The organism is Methylobacterium dankookense, from assembly GCF_902141855.1.
Lineage (GTDB): Bacteria > Pseudomonadota > Alphaproteobacteria > Rhizobiales > Beijerinckiaceae > Methylobacterium > Methylobacterium dankookense.
On the sequence record NZ_CABFVH010000013.1, the window covers coordinates 59525 to 80935 of the forward strand.

Annotated in this window: 24 protein-coding genes; 16 read left to right on the forward strand and 8 right to left on the reverse strand. The window is 68.0% G+C overall.

What is annotated here, in order from left to right; all coding sequences use genetic code 11:
- Positions 1-10: 10 nt before the first annotated feature.
- Positions 11-280 (reverse strand): hypothetical protein, encoded by a 270-nt coding sequence (locus MTDSW087_RS12330; protein WP_144764219.1) that lies wholly within the window; start codon positions 278-280, stop codon positions 11-13.
- Between the two features lie 261 nt (positions 281-541).
- Here MTDSW087_RS12330 and MTDSW087_RS12335 point away from each other — a divergent pair, with 261 nt between their 5' ends.
- The 3 genes from MTDSW087_RS12335 to MTDSW087_RS12345 all read left to right on the forward strand — a co-directional run bounded on the left by MTDSW087_RS12335 (position 542) and on the right by MTDSW087_RS12345 (position 1406).
- Positions 542-805: a flagellar protein gene (locus MTDSW087_RS12335; protein WP_144764221.1), complete on the forward strand. Its 264-nt coding sequence runs from the start codon at positions 542-544 to the stop codon at positions 803-805.
- A 7-nt stretch (positions 806-812) separates the two neighbouring features.
- Positions 813-1064: a PilZ domain-containing protein gene (locus MTDSW087_RS12340; RefSeq protein WP_144764223.1), complete on the forward strand. Its 252-nt coding sequence runs from the start codon at positions 813-815 to the stop codon at positions 1062-1064.
- A 96-nt stretch (positions 1065-1160) separates the two neighbouring features.
- Positions 1161-1406 carry a PilZ domain-containing protein gene (locus tag MTDSW087_RS12345; protein WP_144764225.1) on the forward strand — a complete coding sequence of 82 codons (246 nt, stop codon included), beginning with the start codon at positions 1161-1163 and terminating at the stop codon, positions 1404-1406.
- Positions 1407-1514: 108 nt separating this feature from the next.
- Here MTDSW087_RS12345 and MTDSW087_RS12350 read toward each other — a convergent pair whose 3' ends face one another.
- The 3 genes from MTDSW087_RS12350 to MTDSW087_RS12360 form a co-directional block, all read right to left on the reverse strand.
- Positions 1515-2594 (reverse strand): acyltransferase family protein, encoded by a 1080-nt coding sequence (locus MTDSW087_RS12350; protein ID WP_144764228.1) that lies wholly within the window; start codon positions 2592-2594, stop codon positions 1515-1517.
- Between the two features lie 108 nt (positions 2595-2702).
- Positions 2703-3074 carry an HNH endonuclease family protein gene (locus MTDSW087_RS12355; RefSeq protein ID WP_144764231.1) on the reverse strand — a complete coding sequence of 124 codons (372 nt, stop codon included), beginning with the start codon at positions 3072-3074 and terminating at the stop codon, positions 2703-2705.
- 687 nt (positions 3075-3761) lie between these two features.
- Positions 3762-4571 (reverse strand): Crp/Fnr family transcriptional regulator, encoded by an 810-nt coding sequence (locus MTDSW087_RS12360; protein WP_144764233.1) that lies wholly within the window; start codon positions 4569-4571, stop codon positions 3762-3764.
- Between the two features lie 207 nt (positions 4572-4778).
- Here MTDSW087_RS12360 and MTDSW087_RS12365 point away from each other — a divergent pair, with 207 nt between their 5' ends.
- The 4 genes from MTDSW087_RS12365 to MTDSW087_RS12380 all read left to right on the forward strand — a co-directional run bounded on the left by MTDSW087_RS12365 (position 4779) and on the right by MTDSW087_RS12380 (position 6402).
- Entirely contained in the window at positions 4779-5204 is a 426-nt protein-coding gene (locus tag MTDSW087_RS12365) for a response regulator (RefSeq protein WP_144764235.1), read from the forward strand.
- Positions 5205-5260: 56 nt separating this feature from the next.
- Complete coding sequence (locus tag MTDSW087_RS12370) at positions 5261-5791, forward strand: hypothetical protein (RefSeq protein WP_238178618.1); 531 nt, start codon at positions 5261-5263, stop codon at positions 5789-5791.
- A gap of 180 nt (positions 5792-5971) precedes the next feature.
- On the forward strand, positions 5972-6205 hold the full coding sequence (locus tag MTDSW087_RS12375) for a hypothetical protein (protein WP_238178617.1): 234 nt from the start codon (positions 5972-5974) through the stop codon (positions 6203-6205).
- Positions 6202-6402 (forward strand): hypothetical protein, encoded by a 201-nt coding sequence (locus tag MTDSW087_RS12380; protein ID WP_144764239.1) that lies wholly within the window; start codon positions 6202-6204, stop codon positions 6400-6402. Before MTDSW087_RS12375 ends, MTDSW087_RS12380 begins: the two co-directional genes overlap by 4 nt.
- Before the next feature lie 42 nt (positions 6403-6444).
- On the opposite strand, the gene MTDSW087_RS12385 is transcribed toward MTDSW087_RS12380, so the two are convergent.
- Positions 6445-7074 (reverse strand): outer membrane protein, encoded by a 630-nt coding sequence (locus tag MTDSW087_RS12385; protein WP_144764241.1) that lies wholly within the window; start codon positions 7072-7074, stop codon positions 6445-6447.
- Positions 7075-7437: 363 nt separating this feature from the next.
- Between MTDSW087_RS12385 and MTDSW087_RS12390 the strand changes: the two genes are divergently transcribed.
- Positions 7438-7935 carry a DUF3617 domain-containing protein gene (locus tag MTDSW087_RS12390; RefSeq protein WP_144764243.1) on the forward strand — a complete coding sequence of 166 codons (498 nt, stop codon included), beginning with the start codon at positions 7438-7440 and terminating at the stop codon, positions 7933-7935.
- A gap of 62 nt (positions 7936-7997) precedes the next feature.
- Here the strand turns inward: MTDSW087_RS12390 and MTDSW087_RS12395 are convergent, their stop codons facing one another.
- The gene (locus MTDSW087_RS12395; protein ID WP_144764245.1) at positions 7998-8258 is read right to left on the reverse strand and encodes a hypothetical protein; all 261 of its coding nucleotides are present in this window, start codon (positions 8256-8258) and stop codon (positions 7998-8000) included.
- Positions 8259-8660: 402 nt separating this feature from the next.
- On the opposite strand from MTDSW087_RS12395, the gene MTDSW087_RS12400 reads away from it, so the two are divergent.
- The 8 genes from MTDSW087_RS12400 (at position 8661) to oxlT (ending at position 19246) form a co-directional block, all read left to right on the forward strand.
- On the forward strand, positions 8661-10853 hold the full coding sequence (locus MTDSW087_RS12400) for a transglycosylase domain-containing protein (RefSeq protein WP_144764247.1): 2193 nt from the start codon (positions 8661-8663) through the stop codon (positions 10851-10853).
- A gap of 1043 nt (positions 10854-11896) precedes the next feature.
- Positions 11897-12064 (forward strand): hypothetical protein, encoded by a 168-nt coding sequence (locus tag MTDSW087_RS30120; protein WP_186383823.1) that lies wholly within the window; start codon positions 11897-11899, stop codon positions 12062-12064.
- A 359-nt stretch (positions 12065-12423) separates the two neighbouring features.
- Positions 12424-13446: a phosphate/phosphite/phosphonate ABC transporter substrate-binding protein gene (gene phnD / locus MTDSW087_RS12405; protein WP_144764249.1), complete on the forward strand. Its 1023-nt coding sequence runs from the start codon at positions 12424-12426 to the stop codon at positions 13444-13446.
- 14 nt (positions 13447-13460) lie between these two features.
- Positions 13461-14264 (forward strand): phosphonate ABC transporter ATP-binding protein, encoded by an 804-nt coding sequence (gene phnC / locus MTDSW087_RS12410; protein ID WP_144764251.1) that lies wholly within the window; start codon positions 13461-13463, stop codon positions 14262-14264.
- Positions 14261-15067 carry a phosphonate ABC transporter, permease protein PhnE gene (phnE, locus tag MTDSW087_RS12415; RefSeq protein WP_144764253.1) on the forward strand — a complete coding sequence of 269 codons (807 nt, stop codon included), beginning with the start codon at positions 14261-14263 and terminating at the stop codon, positions 15065-15067. Before phnC ends, phnE (MTDSW087_RS12415) begins: the two co-directional genes overlap by 4 nt.
- Positions 15064-15873 (forward strand): phosphonate ABC transporter, permease protein PhnE, encoded by an 810-nt coding sequence (phnE, locus tag MTDSW087_RS12420; RefSeq protein ID WP_186383824.1) that lies wholly within the window; start codon positions 15064-15066, stop codon positions 15871-15873. Before phnE (MTDSW087_RS12415) ends, phnE (MTDSW087_RS12420) begins: the two co-directional genes overlap by 4 nt.
- 150 nt (positions 15874-16023) lie before the next feature.
- Positions 16024-17604, forward strand: a complete 1581-nt coding sequence (locus MTDSW087_RS12425) for an alpha/beta hydrolase domain-containing protein (protein ID WP_144764255.1) — start codon at positions 16024-16026, stop codon at positions 17602-17604.
- A gap of 322 nt (positions 17605-17926) precedes the next feature.
- Positions 17927-19246 (forward strand): oxalate/formate MFS antiporter, encoded by a 1320-nt coding sequence (gene oxlT, locus MTDSW087_RS12430; protein ID WP_144764257.1) that lies wholly within the window; start codon positions 17927-17929, stop codon positions 19244-19246.
- 396 nt (positions 19247-19642) lie between these two features.
- Here the strand turns inward: oxlT and MTDSW087_RS12435 are convergent, their stop codons facing one another.
- Positions 19643-20563, reverse strand: coding sequence for an ACP S-malonyltransferase (locus tag MTDSW087_RS12435; RefSeq protein WP_144764259.1), 921 nt, complete (start codon positions 20561-20563; stop codon positions 19643-19645).
- Positions 20560-21411, reverse strand: coding sequence for a triphosphoribosyl-dephospho-CoA synthase MdcB (gene mdcB, locus MTDSW087_RS12440; protein WP_144764261.1), 852 nt, complete (start codon positions 21409-21411; stop codon positions 20560-20562). Before mdcB ends, MTDSW087_RS12435 begins: the two co-directional genes overlap by 4 nt.

A 21411-nucleotide genomic window follows, 5' to 3' on the forward strand; every position in this document is an offset into this window, starting at 1 on the left:
TCGGATCCGCTCAGCGCGCCTCGCTGACGCGCCGGGTCGTGCGCTGCTCCTGCTTGTAAGCCGTGATGGCGGCCGTGCAGGCCGGCGAGAGCTTCTTCAGGTTGGCCTTGAAGCAGGCCTCGACCTCGGGGCCGCCGGGGGCGTGCTCGCTACAGAATTCCATATAGTCGCCGGTGCAGGACCGCTTCAGGGCTTCGCGCGCCGGGGATTGCTGCGCGAGGGCGGCAGCCGGAACGAGGCAGATGCCGAGGGCGAGGAACGCCGCCTTGCTCGGGGTCATGAGAACTCCTGTCGTTTCCTGGATGCCCGATGGATTGGGCGTCTGGGCGGCGGCCGCTTGGACCCGAACGGTGGCGTCATATGGGCGAGGACACGGCAGGGTGACGCGCGGGGTGACGCAGCGCACGCCGTTGCTGGACGGATCGAGAGTGGGCCCAACAAATTACACGCAAAAGCTGTCCATTTGATCGAATGCAATCGAACGGACGAACGGGCCGTTCAGGCGCCGGGAGACACGATGGGGGATGACCGAGGTTTCGTGATGTCCTCTGCCATGCAGATCGCAGCCGGCGGCCTGGCCGGCGCCAATCTCCGCCTGACGGCCGCGGCCGAACAGGTCGCCCGGCTCGATGCCGGCCCCGGCGGAACCGGCAGGCCCGACGGCTCGGGCCTGCCGGAGGCCGTGATCCTCGACCTGTCGCCGACGGCGCTCGACGCGATCGGGGCCGGGACTGCCTTCGAAGCCGACACGATCGCGGCGCGTGACGCCGCTGAGACCACCCGCCTCCTCGACGTGAGGGCCTGAAACCGTGATGCAAGAACGCCGCGCCGCCGCCCGCGAGCGCCTCGACGAGAACGGGCTCATCACCGTGGATGAGCACACCTCGATACCGTGCCTGATCTACGACATGTCGGAGCGCGGCGTCCGCCTCGTCTCCCTCGAAGCGGGCACCGTGCCGGAAACCTTCCTCCTCGCCGCCGGCTGGCTCCCGGAGGTGCGCGTCTGTGAGATCGTCTGGCGCACGCATGAGGAGATCGGGGCCCGCTTCGCGGCGAATCCCTGACGCGCATGCGCTTCTGTCCGGTCGGTGCCGCCCTGCCACCGATAGCGCCCCGCGCCGCCTGATGTAACGTATCGCCGGTAGGAGACCGGTGATTCGATGTCCGACGGCCGCAGGACAAGCCCGCGCAGCAATGCTTTCATCTTCGGCCAGCTGCATCCGGGCTCCGAGGGCGCGCCCGTCGAGTGCATGGTCTGGGACATCTCGTCCGACGGCGCGATGATCGAGGTGCCCGACCAGGACGCCGTGCCGGACCGCTTCAGCCTAACCCTCCCCGAGGACGACGCGCCGCGCAATGCGACGGTGATCTGGCGGACGGGCCGGCGCCTCGGCCTCCGCTTCTAGTGCGCTCTCCATCTGCCCGGATGCCGATCTGGAGAGGGAGCGCGCGACGGACCGACGACCGGCGGGCGTGCCCCGACCCGGCGTGATCGGGGCGAGGCTCCGGTGCGGTCAGGCCGTCTCCAGAGCGGGCCGGCGCGCCCGCGGCGCCTCGGCGATGTGAAACCAGCGCGGCCGCCGGAACAGGAATTTGAGCCAGGTCCCGCGGATCATCCGCTCGAACCCGAGCGGCACCAGCACCGCGACCAGCGTGACCACGAGGCAGGCCAGTCCGATATCGGCGATGATGCCGGTCTTCGCGAGCAGAGTCCGGGTAGCGGCCATGGGCAGAAAGAAGCCGAGATAGATCACGATGGAGCGCGATCCGCAGACGCGGAGTGTCTCCGTGACCGGGCCGCCGGCGCGGACGAGCAGGCTCGCGCTCGCGACGATGGCGAGCGCGCCCGCGCTGCCGATGAGGAGGCCGACCACAGGCAGGCTCGCGAGCGTCGGAAAGCCGGGGAAGCCGGACGGACTCGTCGCGAGCCAGCCGTTGACCAGAGCCCAGACGGCGAGTCCCGCGAGCGCCGGGCCCGGCCGGCGGCCCGCCGCGGCCGCGAGGGCGAAGATGGGCCCGGCGAAAAGGTAGCCGCCGACGAAATAGACGTAGCGGGCACAGAATTCCTCGACGAGGTAGGATTCCGTCGGGATCGGCACGATCTGGAGGAGCGCCGCGCCGGCCAGCAGCAGGGCGGGCGGCAGGCGGCGCAGCAGCTTCGTCACCACCGAGAACACCGCCAGCATGTAGATGAACCACAGCGTGGAGTAGGGCTCGACCAAGCCCTCGGCGAGATGTGCGAGGAAGCCCGCCGGTCCGCCGTTCTGCGCGACCTCGCCGTATTTGGCGACCGACTGGATCACCAGCCAGAGCAGGTAGAAATAGGCGAAGTGCACCACGCGCCGGTCGGCGAACAGGCGCCAATTCCGGTCGATCACCCGCCCGAGGAACAGGCCCGAGAGCAGGAAGAAATCCGGGATGCGGAAGGGCTTGGCGAAGGTCACCACCGCGCCGAGGAAGCCCTCGCCGCCCAGTGCCTCCTCGGTGCCGAGGGTGGAGTGCATCATCACCACAAGGACGATGCAGATACCCTTGGCAGTGTCGACCCAATCGAGACGTTCCGCGTCCCGACCCTGTCCCGCGAGATCCGTCACGATGCCACCTGTCCGCAGAAGGTCGCGGATCCTGGCACCGGACCGGTAAAGACGCGGCTAAGCCTCGCATGCTGGTTGTATCGATCGGCATGCCACGCGCGTCGTGCCCTACCGCTCGCGGCGGGCGCCGCGGCGGTCTCGCGTCATCCGCGTCGCGGCATGGAAGTCGTCGGGCTTCGTGCGCACCCAGTCGAGGAACCGCGCGATCTCCGGATCCGTCCGGAGCGCCGCCACGTCGGCGAGGCGCCGGGCGATCTCAGCTTCACTGTAGCGGGCGTGGATCGCCGAGTGGCAGATCTGGTGCAACCGCACTGTGCCACGATGCGTGCCCCCTTTCAGCTTCGGCGTGAGGTGGTGCAGGCTGGAGCGCGCATGGCGCGGGATCGGCCGGTCACAGAGCGCGCAGATCTGCGGCTCGAGAGCGTGCGGCCGGTGCGCCGCCGGATCGTCATCGCGCCAACGTCGCTTCCGCCTGCCCAAACCGGCTCCTCCCGACCTGTCATCCCGCTGCCCGAGTGGCGGACTTTTTATTGTAGGAGACTGCTAAGGGAAGTCTTCTCATACAGGCTGGAACAGCATCACGCTGAAGGTGCACGACCGCTTCAATTATTATTTCCTCTTCCATTATGAAAATTTTCTTTGTCACTTTCGACGACTGGCGACAACGATTCATGTCGAGAAAATATTTTTATTTTAACCTCATAGCCAAGCTGAATTTCCAAACCGCAAGACGGGCATTTGTAGCTTGACAGCGTTCTGAACCAGCTACCCCTTTTCTCATGTTCCATCCCACATGCCGGGCATGCGTGGCGTAGAACTTCATCATATAATTCGCGCGAAAGCGGCATGGCGGCACCTGGCTGTGCGGCGCCAACGGCCGCCTAGTATGAGGCATCGCGCGATCGTCGGTCATCAACAACTGCAAAAGATGCATCTCTCGTTTCGAAGATGCGATCGCATGTCATGCTCGATCTGCCGCAAGGAAGCAGAGCCGGCTTATCGAATAAAAATTATCGTAGAGTTGCAATTTAAACTGGCGGTTTTAGTAAGTAATATTGATTTTTACCACCCGACACAACGTCGAATTCGCCATCATCAGACCACCAAGGCGCCATAAAATAGTTTTTGTTACCGAGAAATATCTGTTTCCGCATTTGGATAAGTTCATTATTTTTCGTTTCGATTGCCTTCCTCCATAATTTGCTCGTATTTGGCTCTTGTTGCATCAGACAGTCGAGATACATCATCGACGCCAGTCATTTTTCTTGCGTTATCTAAATTCAGATAACCGCAGTCGAACGCGGCAAATTTCCTTAATTTCTCAAGATCGAGAACTTCAATCCCTTTGTGACGAACTTTGATAAAATTCAAGTCGCGGAGTTTGCTCAATACGCGATAGACATGAATTCTTGATAGCCCCGCTGTATCAGCTAAATCAGATTGAGACAGAGGAAGTCGGAAGTTTGGCGCTTGTCCAAGCCCGAGAGCTTGCAGGCGCGTGAAAACATCACAAAGGAAATGCGCAACCTGCTTGTCAGGCGACCGCCTCCCCACGCCGACAAGCATTTCTTGAAGAATTGCCTCATCGGTTAAAATTGACCACCACAGAGCGAGATAAATGTTCGGCCTATATGCCGCCATTTCCTTGACTTTACTGTAGCCGATATAGGCCACGGTACAGGGCGTCAAAGTCGAGATGGAATGAGGCATTCGGTTTAAAATCGACGCATGCAGATCGCATCCATCTCCTGGAATGAGGTACGCGAGTATCGACCTGCCACCATCAGGCAATATTCTATATCTACACGCAAATCCGTCGAGAATGATGTGGGAGTATTGCGGATGATCTCCCTCGTTTACCAAATCTACACCGCCCTTGACCCGCTCCACCATCCTTGTTGCCGTTTTCAAAACATCAATATCTACTTCATTCAGTGGCACTCGAAGCGCCAGCTTACGAATGAATGAATTTGACATATCTAATTCCTAGAACAAAGCTAATTTTGCCTTTTTACACAAACACAAGGCGAGCCAAATTGCGTCCTGTCAATTCAATGGACAGTGAGCACGGCCCCTGCGCCATCTGGCAAGAGCCGCTGCCTTTCCTTCACTTCAGGCCCGGGCTTTGAGGCTTTCCCTGCTGCTGAAGCGTTTGCGATCGCATGCCGCGAAGTGAGGTAAGACATGGCCAGCGAGGTCGCGAACACGCCGCTCGGCGTCCTTCTGATCGAAGACGTGCCGGCCCAGCGGCTTGCCATGGCTCAGATGCTACGGGACGCCGCGATGCGAGTTATCGAGGTCGGCGCGGTCGAGGCGGCGACCGACGCGCTCGATGCCGATCCGGATCTCCATGTCCTGGTGGTCGATATTGAGCTTCAGGGCGAACCGCTCAGCGGGCTCACCTTCTCCAAGGCTGTCGCGGCACGCTGGCCGGACGTCGTGATGCTGATCGTGTCCGGTCGCGGGACACCGGATGCGGACGTTCTCCCTCAGGGTGCACGCTTCGTCGCCAAGCCATTCGAGCCCGAGCCCTTCGTCGGCGCGGTACGGGATTTGGTCGCCACACGGGCGGCTGGTCGCCTCGCCCCGGATGGTTCGGAAACCGGCTGAGCGGGCGCAATGTAGACGCGGCCCACTCTGCAAGTGCCGCAAGCGGAACGATTACCTTGGCCGTTCGTTCTGCATTCATGGAACACTACCGATCGACTATCGCCGTCACGGGCATTGCCGTGCTGGGCCTTGTGGCTGCGGCAGGCATTCTGCACCCCGCCAACTTCGAGCGAGCCGCTCGGCCCGCCGCCAAGCCTGCGATGAGCGTTTCGGCTCCGACCGAGGCGACGGCGTGGGTCGATCCGCCGGCAGCCAGTCATGTCGCACGGCGCAGGTCGAGGCCACTGCCTGACGTCGCCGCCCTCATGAAGGCTGAGCCAACGACCGTGCTGCCTTCAGATGGCGTGATGGTGCAGCCGCTGCCGGCGGAGCTGACGCTGGTCGCTGCAACGTCTCGCAAGGGGGAAGGCACACATGGGCGCAAGCTGGTGCGTCGCGCCACGGCCGCGCGTCAGGTCGCGCTGAACCGTCAGAGCACGGACGTATCGGGATCTGATCCGCAGCAGAGTGAGCAAGCTCCGACGAGCGGGAAGATCGATCCGATCGGCGACCTGATCCGCGGCCTTGGCCTCGGCAACAATAGCTAAGCGAATCCGACCTGAGCCTTGGCGCATATGGTCACGACCTGACCGATCAATCATCCGGCAAGGTAGCGGGACATTTTTCGCGTCCAGCTTTCTCGACATCGAACGGTCTGACTGTCTCGTGCGTTTTCGGTGCCCGAATCGGAGGGCGCCGAGGAGCGTGCCATGTGGAGTTGGCGAACCATGGATCGAGCGCCGCAGGACGGTCGCTGGATCATCGCCATCAATCGGCACGAGCCCGACCGGCGCGCAGTCATTCGCTGGGACCCCGACCGTTTCGGCGATGAGCGGCCTTGGCGCGTGGCGTCATGCGAGCACGGCTATCCGACGAACGCCTTCACGGACTGGATGTCCTTTCCGGATTGCCCCGTCGGCAAGACCTCGGGCGATGAGCAACCGCGCGAGGCCATCCCATGAACGGAACGTTGCAGCATCCTTTCACGCTGGCCGTGATGCCTTGCTCGAAGGATCCCAGCCGCTTCGAATGGGAGGTGCGCGAGCGAACGCATGTCCTCAGGCGATCGATGTACTCGCTGGCAAGCGAGAAGGAAGCGCGCGCTCAGGGCGAGGTAGCCTTGCAGGAGGCCGCCGAGATGTGGCGGGACAGCCGCTGACGCGAACAAGCCACGCGTGACCTCACGATACGGCGGGAAAGGTCAGCGGAAGCCGCCGCCGACCACCCCTGCCTCGACCGCGACCGAGAGGCGATCGGTGAGGGCCCACTCGACCCCGATCTGGGCGTTCGGCCGGATTGCGATGTCCTCTCGGGAAAAGGGCTGGAAGACCGTCGTCGGGCCGACGCGCAACGTCTCGTGCACGGCCCAGGCGCCGGCCTTGGCATAGAGCAGGACGTCGGGCGTGAGCAGCGTGCCGACCTTCATCTGCAGCGCGCCCGCGAAGTCGCGCGTGTAGGCGAGCCCGCCGAAACCGGGCGTGGTGCTCCCACCGACTGCAGCCAAGTAGTCGAACCCGCCGGAGATGCCGTAGACGAACTGGCCCTCTCGCCACATCCGTCCTGCCTCGATCCCGATGGTTGGACCGGCATAGCCGCCGAGGTGCTTCGACGAGACGACCTCGAACCCGGTGGACATGCGGGCATAGGACCCGGACCAGCGGCTGTCCGGATCCTTCGCCGCTCGGGGCCAGGCGAAGGACGGAAGCGCGCCGAAGCCGATGAAGGACGGAAAGAATTGGGCCGCCGCGGGATCGGCCCGAAGGGCGCAGCCGGCGAGCAGGAGGCAGGCCGTGAAGCGGCGCAGCGGGCGAGGATCTGCGTATCCGGTCATACGGCCACGATAGTCGAATCCGGGCGTGCGAGACAGACGGTCAGGCTCGCAGTCCATCGATCGCCTCGGGCTTGAGATCCGAGTGGATGGAGACGGGCGGGGCGACGCAGTTGGCGCTACCGGCGCCGAAGAAGGCCCGCCACGGCGAATGCCGGGCGGGCTGAGTTGCGATTCGCCTCAATCGCGGCGCCGCATCCAAAGCGCCGAGCCGGGACTTCACCCCAGTCGACCGGGCCACGATTTGATCAACGTCAAGTTTAGGGGCCGAAAGGGCCGGAGCACGAGCTTGTGTGCCCATGCCACATGGGTTAGCCCCTGCGCCCCGTGGCGGCCACGGAGCCGCGCGACCTCCAGGGAGACGTCATGCCAGCGCGTTTCATCGGTGTCGGGATTGCGACGGCTCTATCCGCAATGACCACCCTGGCCGTGGCCGATACGCTGCCGGCGCGCAAGGCGGGCCTGTGGGAGAGCAAGACCGTATCGGCGGAGGGTAACACGACGGCCCGCCAATGCATCGATGAGAAGACGGATCAACTGGCGCAGGGCGCATTCGGCGCGAGTCAAAATTGCTCCAAACGCAATCTGGTCAAGACGAGCACCGGTTACAAGGGTGAGACCGAGTGCAAGATCGGCCCGATCTCGGCCGCGGGCACCAGCCTGATCACGGGCGATTTCAGCAGCAAGATCCACATGGAGGTGGACACGACGCTGACCGGCATCCCCAATGCCAAGGAGCCCGTTCGGCGTCAGATGGTGATCGACGCGACCTATATCGGCCCCTGCGAAGCCGGTCAGAGCCCTGGCGATATCATCATGCCGGACGGCAAGATCGTGAAGATGCCCCAGACGGCACCGCGTTAGAATCGTTCCCGATCGCGTTGCAATGGCCGAACCCGGTCCACGCAGCTGCGCGAGCCATGGCCTCAGATCGAGATCCTGTTCTTGCGCATCGCATAGATCCATCCTCCGAGCGCGCCGAAGATGCAGGACACCACGAAGGCGAAAGCCTCGAAGCTGACCTTCGAGCTGATGAGCTGCAGGAAAACACCGCTGCGACCGGATCCGTCGATCCAGTAGGTCTTCGAGTGGTACCAATCCATCACCGCGGGGCGCACGACCCCGTGGGCGATTACGCCAGCGGCGAGGATGTACAGAACGAGGATGGTGACCAGAAGACCCGACATGCGTGTCGCTCGACGATTGGGATGGCGTAAGCAGGTGGAGAAGCCGTAGCTCCCGCTCGGGCACGCCGATAGTGTCGGTGAAATACAGTGTCCGCATCAAGCCGCGGCCTCCACGATCCGACCCTCAACCGTGAGGTGAGGACTGCCCGGCGGCTCCTGCACCGTCCAGCCCAGGCCCAGGCTGCGCGTCTCGCCCGGCGGAGCGGGCCGGACGCCTCCGGGCCGGTCCCCGGAGCGATCCGAAAACCCTAAACCACTCAGATGCTTGCAAAATAGTGGGTTAACGCCCCTTAAACCCGCCGCATTTACGGTGCCGAAGCGGGCGCGGAGGAGAGCCGGCGCCGCCTCGGGGCCGCACCGACGCCTCTGCCGATACGAGAGCCGCAGGACCAGACGGGACGCATGGCGCAGGGACGCGGACGGGACCGCCGGAGCGAGCCGAACTTCGACGTGCCGGAAGGCCGCGTCGCGGCACCCGGCGCGCTCGACCTGCGCCTGTCGCGCCAGGATCGCGCAGGAGGCGGAGTGGCAGGGGCAGGCACGCGGAAGGCTGAATCCGGCGCACGCAAGGCACCGGCCGGGCGCCGCACGTCGCCGCGCAAGGCGCCGAAGCGCCGCGGCTCGCTGATCGGCCGCATGGCCTATGGCGTGCTGGTGCTCGGCCTCTGGGGCCTCATCGGCATCGCCGGCCTCGTGGCCTACCACGCCTCGCAGCTGCCGCCGATCGACCAGCTCAGCGTGCCCAAGCGCCCGCCCAACATCGCGATCCTGGCGAGCGACGGGTCGCTGCTGGCCAATCGCGGCGAGACCGGCGGCCGCGTGGTGTCGATCAAGGAGCTGCCGCCCTACCTGCCGCGCGCCTTCGTGGCGATCGAGGACCGGCGCTTCTACGGCCATTTCGGCGTCGATCCGGTGGGCATCGCCCGCGCGATCGGCCAGAACCTGACCCGGCGCGGCGTGGCGCAGGGCGGCTCGACCCTGACCCAGCAGCTCGCCAAGAACCTGTTCCTGACGCCCGAGCGCTCGGCCTCGCGCAAGATCCAGGAGGCGATCCTCGCGCTCTGGCTGGAGCACAAATACACCAAGGACGAGATCCTCGAACTCTACCTCAACCGGGTCTATTTCGGCGCGGGCGCCTACGGCGTCGAGGCGGCGGCGCAGCGCTATTTCGGCAAGCCCGCCAAGAGCGTGAGCCTCGCCGAGGCCGCGATGCTCGGCGGCCTCGTCCAGGCGCCCTCGCGCCTCGCCCCCAACCGCAACCTGCCCGCTGCCCAGGCCCGCGCCGCCCAGGTGCTGGCCGCGATGCAGGAGCTCGGCTTCGTGCCCGCGCAGGACGTGAAGGTGGCGCTGGCCCAGCCGGCACGGCCCGCGAGCAGCCGCGGCGGCGGCTCGGCCAACTACGTGGCCGACCTCGTGATGGACGTGCTCGACGATTTCGTCGGCAAGTTCGAGAGCGACATCGTGGTGCAGACCACGGTGGATACCGGCCTCCAGGCGGCGGCCGAGAAGGCGCTGGTGGACGAGCTGAACAAGCAGGGCACCCGCTACAACGTCCACCAGGGCGCCCTCGTCTCGATGAAGCCGGACGGGGCGATCCGCGCGCTGATCGGCGGGCGCGACTACGCGCAGAGCCAGTTCAACCGCGCGACCACGGCCAAGCGCCAGCCCGGCTCCTCGTTCAAGCCCTTCGTCTACCTCGCCGCGGTCGAGCGCGGCGCCACGCCCGACACGGTGCGCGAGGACGCGCCGATCAAGATCGGCTCCTGGCAGCCGGAGAACTACTCGCACCGCTACGAGGGCGCCGTCACCCTGCGCACCGCGCTCGCGCTCTCGCTCAACACCGTGGCGGTGCGCCTCGGCCAGGAGGTCGGCCCGAAGGCCGTGGTCCAGACCGCGCAGCGCCTCGGCATCACCTCGGCCCTCCAGGCGAACGGCTCGATCGCGCTCGGCACCTCCGAGGTGACGCCGCTGGAGATGGTCGGCGCCTACGGCGCCTTCGCCAATGGCGGCACCGGCGTGATCCCCTACGTCGTCGCCTCGGTGAAGGGTACCGACGGCAAGGTCCTCTACAAGCGCGGGGAGGGCGGCCTCGGCCGGGTCATCGACCCGAACGCTGCGGCCATGATGAACGCCATGATGCACGAGACCTTCGTGATCGGCACCGCCAAGAAGGGCGACATCGCAGGGTGGGACCTCGCCGGCAAGACCGGCACCAGCCAGGATTTCCGCGATGCCTGGTTCATCGGCTACTCGGGCAGCCTCGTCACCGGGGTCTGGCTCGGCAACGACGACGGCGAGCCGACCAAGAAGGCGTCCGGCGGCAACCTGCCGGTGGACATCTGGAAGACCTACATGACCACGGCGCTGAAGGGCCAGAACCCGGTTCCGCTGCCCGGCCTCAACCGCTGGCGCAAGGCGCCGGAGACCACCGCCTCCGTGGCGGCGGCGGGCGGCCCCGGCGAGATCCTCGGCCAGATCTTCGGCACGACGCCCCAGCCGGCCCCGCAGCCGCAGGCCCAGGCGCCGCGTCGCCGGCAGGCCGAGCCGCAGCAGGACCGCAACTTCTTCGAGAAGCTGTTCGGCATCGGCGAGTGATCCGGTCGGCGGCCGCATGAGGCCTCCAAGCGCCTTCGGCTCCGCGCGTCTGGTGACGCCGGAGGCTTGGCCGGAGAGGGAGACGCGGGACGCCGCGGAACCCTGAACTGATTTGCGCAAACACCGGCTCCCCGGCGTCCCGCGGATGAGAGAGGCAGGCTGCCCGGTCTCACCCGATTTGAGCGTCGCGGTTTCTTGGATACCCGCCTGCATCGACCCCGACCTCGGATGGCCTGGTATCGGGGTTGGTCCCGCGACGCGGTGCGTCCCCCATCCCAGCCTCGTCCTCGGCAGACGTAACGTGTCCTGCACCCGGCCTCGTATTGGGCCCGGCATCGGTTCCTCGACCTGCAGGCCGGACTGTCGGCGCTGTCCCGTGTTCGTCCGGGCTGGCGCCGAGAACGGCCCTGTGTCGCGCAGAGGCGCCCGGGGCACCGGCTGACCGGCCGGCGACGCGGGAACCGCCGCGCTGTCCTGGTCCTTGCCGGCGGTCATCCGGCTCGGGCTCCCTGCTCACGGCGCGGCGGGTTGCAGGACCCGTCGCGCTGCGGGACAGCGCGTGGGGAGCTGCGTACGTGTTTTGTTCTCGCATGTCAAGCTTATTGTCATAAGCTGGGCCCACTCTCCTCCCCCTTGCGGGGAGGAGCCGGAGGTGGGGGTGGTTCAGGATGGAGCGGGGCGGTGCCTTCTGGGCCACCCCCACCCCTGGCCCCTCCCCGCAAGGGGGAGGGGAAGGGGCCTCTTCCGGACAATGGGTTGGGAGCGGCCAGCGGCGATGCCGGATCAGGTGCGGGTCCCCTCTCCCATTCGGGAGAGGGGGCCTGTCGTGATTCCCGCCCGCGTCCGGAAGCCGGGCTCCTTATGAGGCTCGGCTCGTGCCTCGCGATGGGATCATCGCGTTCCGATCGATCGTCGGCATCGCAACGGGCGGGACTATCCGGCAGCACAGCCGTTTACGTTTGATTTACCTAAAATTTAGCAACATCTTTTAACGGGCCGTAAACGTGGTAATACTGTCCTCACACAGAAGTGAGGATGTGCTGATGAACGGCTTCACGGGTCAGATCGGATCCAAGCTTCGCTTCGAGCTCGACAGCTTCGGCCTGTTCGTCGTCGCCGGCGAGCGCGAGTTCTTCTGGCAGTTCGGGCTCGGGTTCCGGAACTTCGCCCTCTGCACGGTGCGCGACCGCGAGATGGTCGCGGTCGGCTGATCGCGAACGACAAACGGCGCAGGGTCCGAAGACCGCTGCGCCGCTCGATCAGGCCGCCGAGGGGGCGTTGACGACCTGACGCTTCCTCGCACCGAACGGCCCCGGGCATCTGTGTGCTACAGCACCGACAGCTCAGCTGGAGCGGCCCTGCAGCCGGCCCTCCGCGACATACGGGCGGCGGAATGGGGCAGGGGCCGAAGGCGATCCGCTCCCCTGGCGACGCCGCGACCGTATCGTCACCATCCGCCTTGCGTCCTCCGGAAGCCCGCGCCTACAGTTTGCCGGATAAAGCGTCGCCCCGGACCGGCGGCGGCGCGACGGGGCAGGCCCGAGACGCCGCTTCGCCGGGAGGATATCGCGTGAAGAGTGTTCGGCACGGTGCGATTCTCGCGCTGTCTTGCGGCCTCGGCCTGGTCTCGCCCGCCTGGGCCGACGACTGCGCCAATCGCGGCCAGCTCGACGATGCCTATTGCGACGCGAACAAGGATCTCGTCGCCGATGTGCCGGCGAAGACGCGCGACCCGAGCGTGATCGTGTTCGCCTACACCCCGGTCGAGGACCCGGCCGTCTACGAGAACGCCTTCAAGCCGTTCACCAGTTACCTGGCGAAATGCACGGGCAAGCGCGTCGTCTACTATCCCGTCCAGTCGAACTCGGCGGAGATCGAGGCGATGCGCTCGGGCCGGCTCACCGTGGCCGGCTTCTCGACCGGCCCGCTCGGCTTCGCCGTGAACATGGCCGGGGCGATCCCCTTCGCCGCCAAGGGCACCGAGAAGGGTGCCGAGGGCTACAACCTCATCGTCGTGGTGAAGGCGAGCAGCCCCTACAAGACGCTGGCCGACCTCAAGGGCAAGCGCGTCGCCCACACCGCCCCGTCCTCGAATTCCGGGAACCTCGCCCCGAAGGCGCTCTTCCCCGAGCAGGGCCTCAAGCCCGGCGAGGATTACGCGCTCGTCTATTCGGGCGGCCACGACAAGTCCGCGCTCGGCGTCGGCACCGGCGACTACGACGCCGCCCCGGTCGCCTCGGACGTGTTCTACCGGATGGTCGCCCGCGGCACCATCAAGGGCGACGATTACCGGGTGATCTACACCAGCGAGAAGTTTCCGAGCTCCGGCTTCGCCTATGCCCACGATCTCAAGCCGGAACTCGCCGAGACACTGAAGCAATGCTTCTACGACTTCCGCTTCCCGCCGGAGATGGTGAAGGACTTCGAGGGCGACGACCGGTTCGCGCCGATCACCTACCTCAAGGATTGGGCCGTGGTGCGCAAGGTCGCCGAGGATTCCGGCACCCCCTACAACAAGGCCGCCTATGCGCGCGAGGCCGCGCGCGAGGCCGAGGCGGCCCGCAAGAAGGCGGAAGGCGCGGGCAAGCCGTGACGGCTGGATCGGCCGTGCGCGACGCCGTCCACGGGCCCGAGGCGGGCCTCCGGACGGAGGATCCGCGCGCCCTGGTGATCCGTGGCCTCGTCAAGGAGTACCGGCCGGGCCAGCCCGTCCTCCGGGGCATCGACCTCGTGGTGCCGGGCACCGGGCTCACGGCCGTCATCGGGCCGTCGGGGACCGGCAAGAGCACGCTGATCCGCTGCATCAACCGGCTCGTCCAGCCGACCTCGGGCGAGATCCTGTTCCGCGGCGAGGATCTCGCCACGCTGTCCGGCCGCTCCCTGCGCCGGGCGCGCCGGCGGATCGGCATGGTGTTCCAGGAGTACAACCTCGTCGAGCGCCTCTCCGTGATGGAGAACCTGCTCTGCGGCCGCCTCGGCTACGTGCCGGCCTGGCGCGTCTGGCTGCGCCGCTTCCCCGAGGCGGACATCGCGCGGGCCTTCGACCTCCTCGACGCGGTCGGCCTGTCGGGCTTCGCCACGCGCCGCGCCGACGCGCTCTCCGGCGGCCAGCGCCAGCGGGTGGGGATCGCCCGGGCGATCATGCAGGAGCCCGAGATCGTGCTCGCCGACGAGCCGACCTCCTCGCTCGACCCCAAGTCGTCGGTGGAGATCATGGAGATCCTGTCCCGGCTCGCGGCCGAGCGCGGGGTGCCCGTGGTCGTCAACATCCACAACGTGGCCCTCGCCCAGCGCTTCGCCGCGCGCGTCGTGGGCATGTCCGGCGGCCGCGTGGTCTATGACGGCCCGCCCGACCGGCTGAGCGAGCGGGACCTGCGCGGCATCTATGGCGGCGAGAGCTGGCTCGAATGACCGCGCCTGCCGGACCGGCCTCACCGGGCGATCCCGGCCGCGTCGCCTTCCGCCCGAACTGGACGGCGCGCCTCGGCTGGGTCCTGCTCGCCCTGTACGTGATCTATGCCGCGGGACAGCTCGGCTTCGCCCCCGAGCGCTTCGCGAGCGGACTTTCCCACGGCCGCCAGTTCCTCACCCGGATGTTCCCGCCGAACTTCTCCCGCTGGGAGCTGATCCAGTCGGGGATCGTCGAGAGCCTGCAGATCGCCGTGATCGCGACGGTGATCGGCATCGCGCTCGCCCTGCCCATCGGGTTCCTGGCAGCCCGCAACCTGATGCCGCCCTGGGTGACGTGGCCGGCGCGCGCCCTGATCGCGCTGTGCCGCTCGTTCCACCCGATCATCGTGGCGATCCTGTTCGTGAAGGCGATCGGCTTCGGGGCGCTCGCGGGGGTGATGGCCCTGATCGTCGCCTCCATCGGCTTCATCGCCAAGCTCTTCGCCGAGGCGATCGAGGAGATCTCCCTGAAGCAGGTCGAGGCGGTGCGCGCGACCGGGGCGGGCTTCCTGTCCGTCCTGATCATGGGCGTGCAGCCGCAGGTGCTTCCGCGCTTCATCGGCTTCGCGACCTACCAGCTCGATTCCAATCTCCGGAACTCGACCATGGTCGGGATCGTCGGTGGCGGCGGCATCGGCGCGACGCTGTTCACCGCCTATCAGCGGTTCGACTTCGACGTGGTGCTGGCGATCCTGATCGTCATCGTCGGGCTGATCATGGTCGCCGAGATCGTGTCCGGCTGGGCGCGCAAGGTGTTCCAGTGAGCACCGCGCTCGCCGCCCCCGCGCCGCGCCGCTGGCAGCGCTTCTCGCCGTGGAAGCGGCTGGCGCGCCTCGCCTTCACGCTCTTCGCCGTGGCCGCCTTCGTGGCGAGCCTGCGCTCGATCGAGATCATCCCCGAATTCCTCTACGACGCCCCGGACCAGATGGCCGACCTGTTCGGCCGCATGTGGCCGATGGATGCCGGCTATGTCGGGCCGACCCTGCGCGCCCTGGTGGAGACCCTGCACATCGCGACCCTCGGCACCCTGATCGCGATCGCGATCGCGGTGCCGATCGGGCTGCTCGCCGCACGCAACGTGACCGCCAACCTCCCGCTGAACCTGTTCGCGAAATTCGTCTTCGTGACCTCGCGCTCCGTGAACTCGCTGGTCTGGGCGCTGCTGTTCGTGGCGGTGTTCGGCCCGGGGCCGCTCGCGGGCACGCTGGCGATCGCGCTGCGCTCCGTCGGCTTCACCGGCAAGCTCTTCGCCGAGGCGCTGGAGGAGGCCAATCCCGGCTCGATCGAGGCGCTGCAGGCGGCCGGCGCCGGGCGGCTCTCGACCCTGCTGCTCGGCTATTGGCCCCAGGTGAAGCCGGCCTTCTGGTCGATCGCGCTGTTCCGATGGGACATCAACATCCGTGAATCCGCCGTGCTCGGCCTGGTGGGGGCAGGGGGCATCGGCGTCGCGCTCGATACCGCCCTCAACCTGCTCTATTGGGACCAGGTGGCGGTGGTGCTGGCAGCCATCTTCGGCGTGGTCGTCCTGGCGGAGATCCTCGTCACCGCGCTCCGGTCGAGGATCCTGTGAGAGCAGGCACCCTGCCGGACGCTCCCCGGGCCGCACGGGGAGACGGGCAGGCGCTGTCGCGGTTGTGAACGGGGGGACGGGTCGCCGGCTGGCCATGATGCGGTCGCTGGTCCAGGCTCCGTCCCGAGGACGACAACCGGGAGACGCCCCTTGCTGAGACGCTGCTCGCGCGCCGCCGGGCTCGCCATCGGACTCGCCGCCGTCACGCTCGGCGGCCCCGCTCAGGCCCGGGTAACGCGGCTCGAACTCGCGTCCCCGCAGCCGTTCGGAACCTTCCGGGCCGGTGACTACCTGCGCTTCGATGGGCGCGTCGTCGGCGAATTGTCGCCCGACGACCACGGCATTCCCGACCTCGACAAGGCGCAGCGGAACGAGGCCGGCCGCGTGGCCTACAGCGCGCGCATCATCCTGATCGCGCCGGCCGATCCCGCTGCGGGCAACGGCACGCTCCTGGTCGACGTGCCGAACCGCGGCAGGGCCTATGCCAACGCGCTCTACAACTCACCGCGTGCCGTCCCGATGCTGTCCGGCGATGTCGGGGTCGGGACCGGCTTCCTGCAGGATCGCGGCTTCGCGGTCGCCGAGATCTACTGGGAGCTCGGCCGGGGCGCGGACCTGCCGTCCTTCGTCGATGGGGAGGGCCGCCGACGCTTCGTGGAAGGCGTCGGCTTCGCGATCGTCCGCGACGCGGCCGACTTCCTGGCGCATGCGGCGGCCGACGGCGCCGGCACGCGGAACCCCCTGGCCGGCACGATCAGCCGCACGCTCGGCACGGGCAAGTCCCAGGACGGCCGCTTCCTCAAGACCTTCCTGCTCGACGGCTTCAACATGGCGGAGGGGCGGCGGGTCTTCGACGGGATGCACGTCTTCGTCTCGGGCGCCGGGCTCCTGCCGATCATGCAATCGGGCACCGGGCCCGGCTCGAGCGCCGACGGGACGCCCAACTTCGCCGATCCGGACTTTCCCGGCGTCCATGACGGCCCGCTGACGATCGGCGAGATCGTCGCCAAGGTCGAGGCGCGCGGCGAGATCCCGCCCCGGATGATGCTGCTCAACTCCACCGTCGATTACGCCTCGCTGCGGGCCTCCCTCGGGCGGACCGGCGCGCACGGCACCGCCGACCTGCCGCTCCCGGCGAACGTGCGGATGTACGACGTCGCCGGCTCCTCGCATGTGAACGTCCTGAAGGCCGATGCCTGCCGCCTGCCGCCGGGCCGGCTCGACTGGGCCCCCGTGGCGCGCGCCACGCTCGTCCGGCTGGATCAGTGGGTCGCCCGCAACGCGGCCCCGCCCGAGACCCGCCTGATGCCGGTCGAGCCGGCGACGGGCGATCCGGCCGTGCTCCAGGCGCCCCGCAACCTGCCGGACGCCGTCGTGCAGGTGCCCAAGCGCGACCCCGACGGCAACCCGATCGGCGGCGTGCGCCTGCCAGACATCGCCGTGCCGCTCGGGATCCATGGCGGCCAGAACGCGCCGCTCACGAGCTTCACCTGCTCGCTGGTCGGCACCTACCGGCCCTTCGCGCGCGTGCAGGCCGATGGCGGCGACGGGCGTCCTTCCCTGGCCGAGCGCTATCGGGACCGGTCCGATTACGTGAACCGCGTCCACGAGGCGGCACGCGCCGCCGAGCAACAGGGCTTCCTGCTGGCCGAGGATGTGGCGGTGATCCTGAACGCCGCGGCGGAAGTGCCGATCCCCGAGCCCAAGGCCGAGGCGGCACCGCCGCGCTAGAGCATCTTCTGCGGAAGTGGTTGCCGGTTCCGCGAAAGAAAATGCGGCACAATCAATGCTCTAGGCCGCGCACCTTCGACACGATGGCCAGCCGATCCCGCTAAGGTCCGAGCGCAGGCTTGGTGCCGAGCGGGCGACAGCGTGCGCGTGGGAGGAGCCGGGCGCGGTCGATCCCATCGTGACATACCTTGCCTGCTCGCTTGACATATCAGAAATATATTGCTTCCAATCCAGGGCGAGCCTCGACACGGCGGGAGCGCCGGAGGGGGTGTCATGAACGATGCCGCCTTGCCCAACGTCGTGCTCGAGGGAGGTTCAAGCCATGGCAAATCCCGGCACGGCGCCGCGCGCATCAGGCGCGGGCGGGTCCGCCTCGACGCGCTGGATCCAACTGGTCGCCGCGATCGCGGCGATGGTCGCGATCGCCAACCTGCAATACGCCTGGACGCTCTATGTCCCTGAGATCGAGCGGGTGCACGGCTGGAGCCGCGCCTCGATCCAGACCGCCTTCACCATCTTCGTCGTCTTCCAGACCTGGCTGACGCCGGTGGGCGGCTCGCTGCTCGATCGCTACGGGCCGCGCGCGCTCATGATCGTCGGCGGGATCTGCGCGGGTTTGTCCTGGCTGCTCGATGCCTACGCGTCGTCGCTGACGGCGTTCTACGTCGCCGCCATCATCGGCGGCATCGGCGCCGGCACCGTCTACCTGACGGCGGCGAACGTCGCCGTCGTATGGTTCGCGGACAGGCGCGGGCTCGCGGCCGGCCTCGTCGGCGCAGGCTTCGGCGGCGGCTCGGCACTGACGATCATCCCGATCGCCAACCTCATCAAGGAGAGCGGCTATCAGGCCGCCTTCTTCTGGTTCGCCTTCATCATCAGCGCGGTCATCATCGGCGCGGGCCTGGTGATCCGCGCGCCGCGGGCCGGGGAGGCGCCGGAGGTCACGCGGCCGACCCAGACGCGGCGGAACTATACCCTCGGCGAGGCCGTGCGCATGCCGGTCTTCTACGTGATGTTCCTGATCGTCACCTGCGTCATCACCGGCGGCCTGATGGCGGTGGCGCAGCTCGGGCTGATCGCGAAGGATCTCGGCGTCAAGGAAATGCCCGTCAACGCGTATTTCTTCACGATGGCGGCCCTTCCCTTCGCCCTGATGATGGACCGGATCGTCAACGGCTTCTCGCGGCCGTTCTTCGGCTGGATCTCGGACCATATCGGCCGGGAGAACACGATGTTCGTCGCCTTCGGGCTCGAAGGCCTCGGCATCCTGGCGCTGAGCGAGCTCGGGTCGAATCCGTGGGCCTTCCTGCTCACCTCGAGCGTCGTGTTCTTCGCCTGGGGCGAGATCTACAGCCTGTTCAGCGCCGTGACGGCCGACACCTTCGGCACCAAGCATTACGGCAAGATCTACGGCCTGCTCTATTGCAGCAAGGGCGTCGGCGCCCTGCTGGTCCCGCTGAGCAACGTCATGATGGAGGCGAGCGGATCCTGGACCGGCGTGCTGTATCTCACCGCGGGCATGAACTTCGTCGCGGCGATCGCGGCGCTCCTCCTGCTGAAGCCGATGCTCCGCAAGCACCACGCGCTGTCCAGCGAGGCGCCCCCGATCCCGACGCTCGTCTCGCGGAGCGCGCACGCCTGACGGGGGATCTCTGCGCCGGGCCTCTCGGGGCCCGGCGTCGCTCGGAGCCGGCACGAGCGGCTCATACGGTTTCCAGTTCATCGGATCGGCCAATGCGGATCCCCTCGCCCCGCTTGCGGGGAGAGGGCTCAGCCGAGCTCGTCGTCGGCTGAGCGAGGCGGCAGCCGGGGGTGAGGGGGCTTGAACGGAGGAGTCTCGTCCGGAATCGCCCCCTCACCGCCGCTGCGGCTTCACCTCCGCTTCCCACAGGGACGACAAGATCCCTGTGGGCCTCTCCCCGCATCGATCCCGGGCCTGCCCGGGATCGACACTGGAAGACCGAAATCGGGTAGACCCGACTTCGGGCGGGAAGAGGGGGGCCGCGCTCCCAGCCGAAGCGACCAATCGGAAATGGCATCAGACGTGACGCGAGGCCCAGGTCGCGGCGCCGGCGGCCGTGCGGAAATCCTCGAAGGCGCGGACCGGGATGCCCGGATGGCTCTCCTCGATCATCCGCGTCAGGGCGCGGCCGGGGCCGATCTCCAGCACCGCCGTCGCGCCGTACTCGAACACGCTCTCGACGCAGCGCGCCCAGTCGATCCGCTCGTGGACCTGCCGTGCGAGATGGAGCGCCGCGTCGGCCGGCGTCTGCAGCGCGCGCCCGTCGAGGCCCGAGAGCGTGGGCGCATCGGGGCGGCGCCATCCCGAGGCGGCGAGCGCGGCGTGCAGATCCGGCGCCGCCGGTGCCATCAACGGCGTGTGCGAGGCGACGCGCACCGGCAGGCGCCGCAGGTGGCGGGCGCGGGCGACCGCCTCCGCCTCGTAGAGGTCCAGCGCCGCGAGCCGCCCGCCCACCACCACGTGATCGGGCGCGTTGACGATGGCGACGAACGCGCCGGCCTGCCGGGCCATGGCCTCGGCCTCGCGCAGGGGCAGGCCGATCGTGGCGACCATGCCCTGCGGCACATCGTGCGCGCAGGCATCCATGAACGCCGCGCGCCGCGCCATCAGATCGAGGATCGCCGCCGCATCGAGAGCTCCTGCACAGCCATGCGCCGCGAACTCGCCCGCGCTGTAGCCGGCATGGACGGCGGCGCCGATGCCGTGGGCGGCCAGGGCCGCATGCGCCGCGAGGGCGTGTCCGACGACCAGCGGTTGCGCGAGACGGTTGGCCGCGAGCGCCTCGGGCGCCGCATCGAGCGCGGGCGCGAACGGGTCGAGGCCGGTGAGATCTCCGACGCGCGCGAGGATGGGCCGCGCCGCTTCCTCGCCCGCGAGCGTGCGGAACATCTCGGCATGCTGCGCGCCCTGGCCGGAACAGAGGATCGCGAGGGTCACGGGCCGGGATGCGCCTCCTCGACGCGCGCGAGGAAGGCGGTGAGGGCGAGGAGGTCGGCCGCGCCGCCCGGGCTCATGCGCTCTGCGACGAAGGCGCGATGGATTGCGACCGCTAGCGCGCGGCCGCCGCGCGCCAGGATGCCGCCCGAGGCGAGGAAGTTGAGGGCGCGGCGTTGCGCGCGCCCGAGCGCGGCCGGGCCGCCGCGGTAGAGCAGGTTGTTGTCCTCCAGCACCGAGAGGATCGCGAACAGGGCCTGGACCAGGGCGTCGTTGCGGGACGCACCGGCGCGGCGCGCCATGCGGAAGGCCGGTAGGGCGTGCCCGATCACGGTCGGGAAGCCCGCGGCGGCCTCCTCGCGGGCGCCGGGCGCCCCGTAGCGCGCCCGCACCGCGGCCCCGTGCGTCCGCTGCTCCGCGAGCCGGCCCGCGGCGAGGATGTCGGCCCCCCAGCGGTCGGCGACAGTCCGGCAGATCGCGGCGGCGCCGCGCTCCGGTGCCGAGCCCCCCGCGGCGGCGGCGGCGAGGCCCAGGGAGAACACGGCCCCGCGATGGGTATTGACGCCCCCCGTCGCCGCCAGCATCCGCGCCTCCGCCGCACGGCCGAGGGCGTTCAGGGCCGGGAAGGCAGCGCCCTCCGCTCCGGCCTCCGCCATCGCGCCGAAATAGCCGGCGAGCGCGGCGATGCTGGCCCGGAAGGTCGCGGCGTCCATGTCCGCGTGGCTGCCGGAATCGACCGGGCTGACGAGCCCGGGCTTCGGGTAGCAGGCCAGCTCGTCGGCCAGGGCGGCGGCAGCGAGCGCGTCGATGCGGGACGCGGCCGAGGCGCCGGGCCGGAGCAGGGCCAGCAT

Coding starts and splice junctions, on each gene's coding strand:
- MTDSW087_RS12330 (WP_144764219.1), bottom strand. CDS start 280: ATGACCCCGAGCAAGGCGGCGTTCCTCGCCCTCGGCATCTGCCTCGTT.
- MTDSW087_RS12335 (WP_144764221.1), top strand. CDS start 542: ATGTCCTCTGCCATGCAGATCGCAGCCGGCGGCCTGGCCGGCGCCAAT.
- MTDSW087_RS12340 (WP_144764223.1), top strand. CDS start 813: ATGCAAGAACGCCGCGCCGCCGCCCGCGAGCGCCTCGACGAGAACGGG.
- MTDSW087_RS12345 (WP_144764225.1), top strand. CDS start 1,161: ATGTCCGACGGCCGCAGGACAAGCCCGCGCAGCAATGCTTTCATCTTC.
- MTDSW087_RS12360 (WP_144764233.1), bottom strand. CDS start 4,571: ATGTCAAATTCATTCATTCGTAAGCTGGCGCTTCGAGTGCCACTGAAT.
- MTDSW087_RS12365 (WP_144764235.1), top strand. CDS start 4,779: ATGGCCAGCGAGGTCGCGAACACGCCGCTCGGCGTCCTTCTGATCGAA.
- MTDSW087_RS12375 (WP_238178617.1), top strand. CDS start 5,972: ATGGATCGAGCGCCGCAGGACGGTCGCTGGATCATCGCCATCAATCGG.
- MTDSW087_RS12380 (WP_144764239.1), top strand. CDS start 6,202: ATGAACGGAACGTTGCAGCATCCTTTCACGCTGGCCGTGATGCCTTGC.
- MTDSW087_RS12385 (WP_144764241.1), bottom strand. CDS start 7,074: ATGACCGGATACGCAGATCCTCGCCCGCTGCGCCGCTTCACGGCCTGC.
- MTDSW087_RS12390 (WP_144764243.1), top strand. CDS start 7,438: ATGCCAGCGCGTTTCATCGGTGTCGGGATTGCGACGGCTCTATCCGCA.
- MTDSW087_RS12395 (WP_144764245.1), bottom strand. CDS start 8,258: ATGTCGGGTCTTCTGGTCACCATCCTCGTTCTGTACATCCTCGCCGCT.
- MTDSW087_RS12400 (WP_144764247.1), top strand. CDS start 8,661: ATGGCGCAGGGACGCGGACGGGACCGCCGGAGCGAGCCGAACTTCGAC.
- MTDSW087_RS30120 (WP_186383823.1), top strand. CDS start 11,897: ATGAACGGCTTCACGGGTCAGATCGGATCCAAGCTTCGCTTCGAGCTC.
- phnE (WP_144764253.1), top strand. CDS start 14,261: ATGACCGCGCCTGCCGGACCGGCCTCACCGGGCGATCCCGGCCGCGTC.
- oxlT (WP_144764257.1), top strand. CDS start 17,927: ATGGCAAATCCCGGCACGGCGCCGCGCGCATCAGGCGCGGGCGGGTCC.
- mdcB (WP_144764261.1), bottom strand. CDS start 21,411: ATGCTGGCCCTGCTCCGGCCCGGCGCCTCGGCCGCGTCCCGCATCGAC.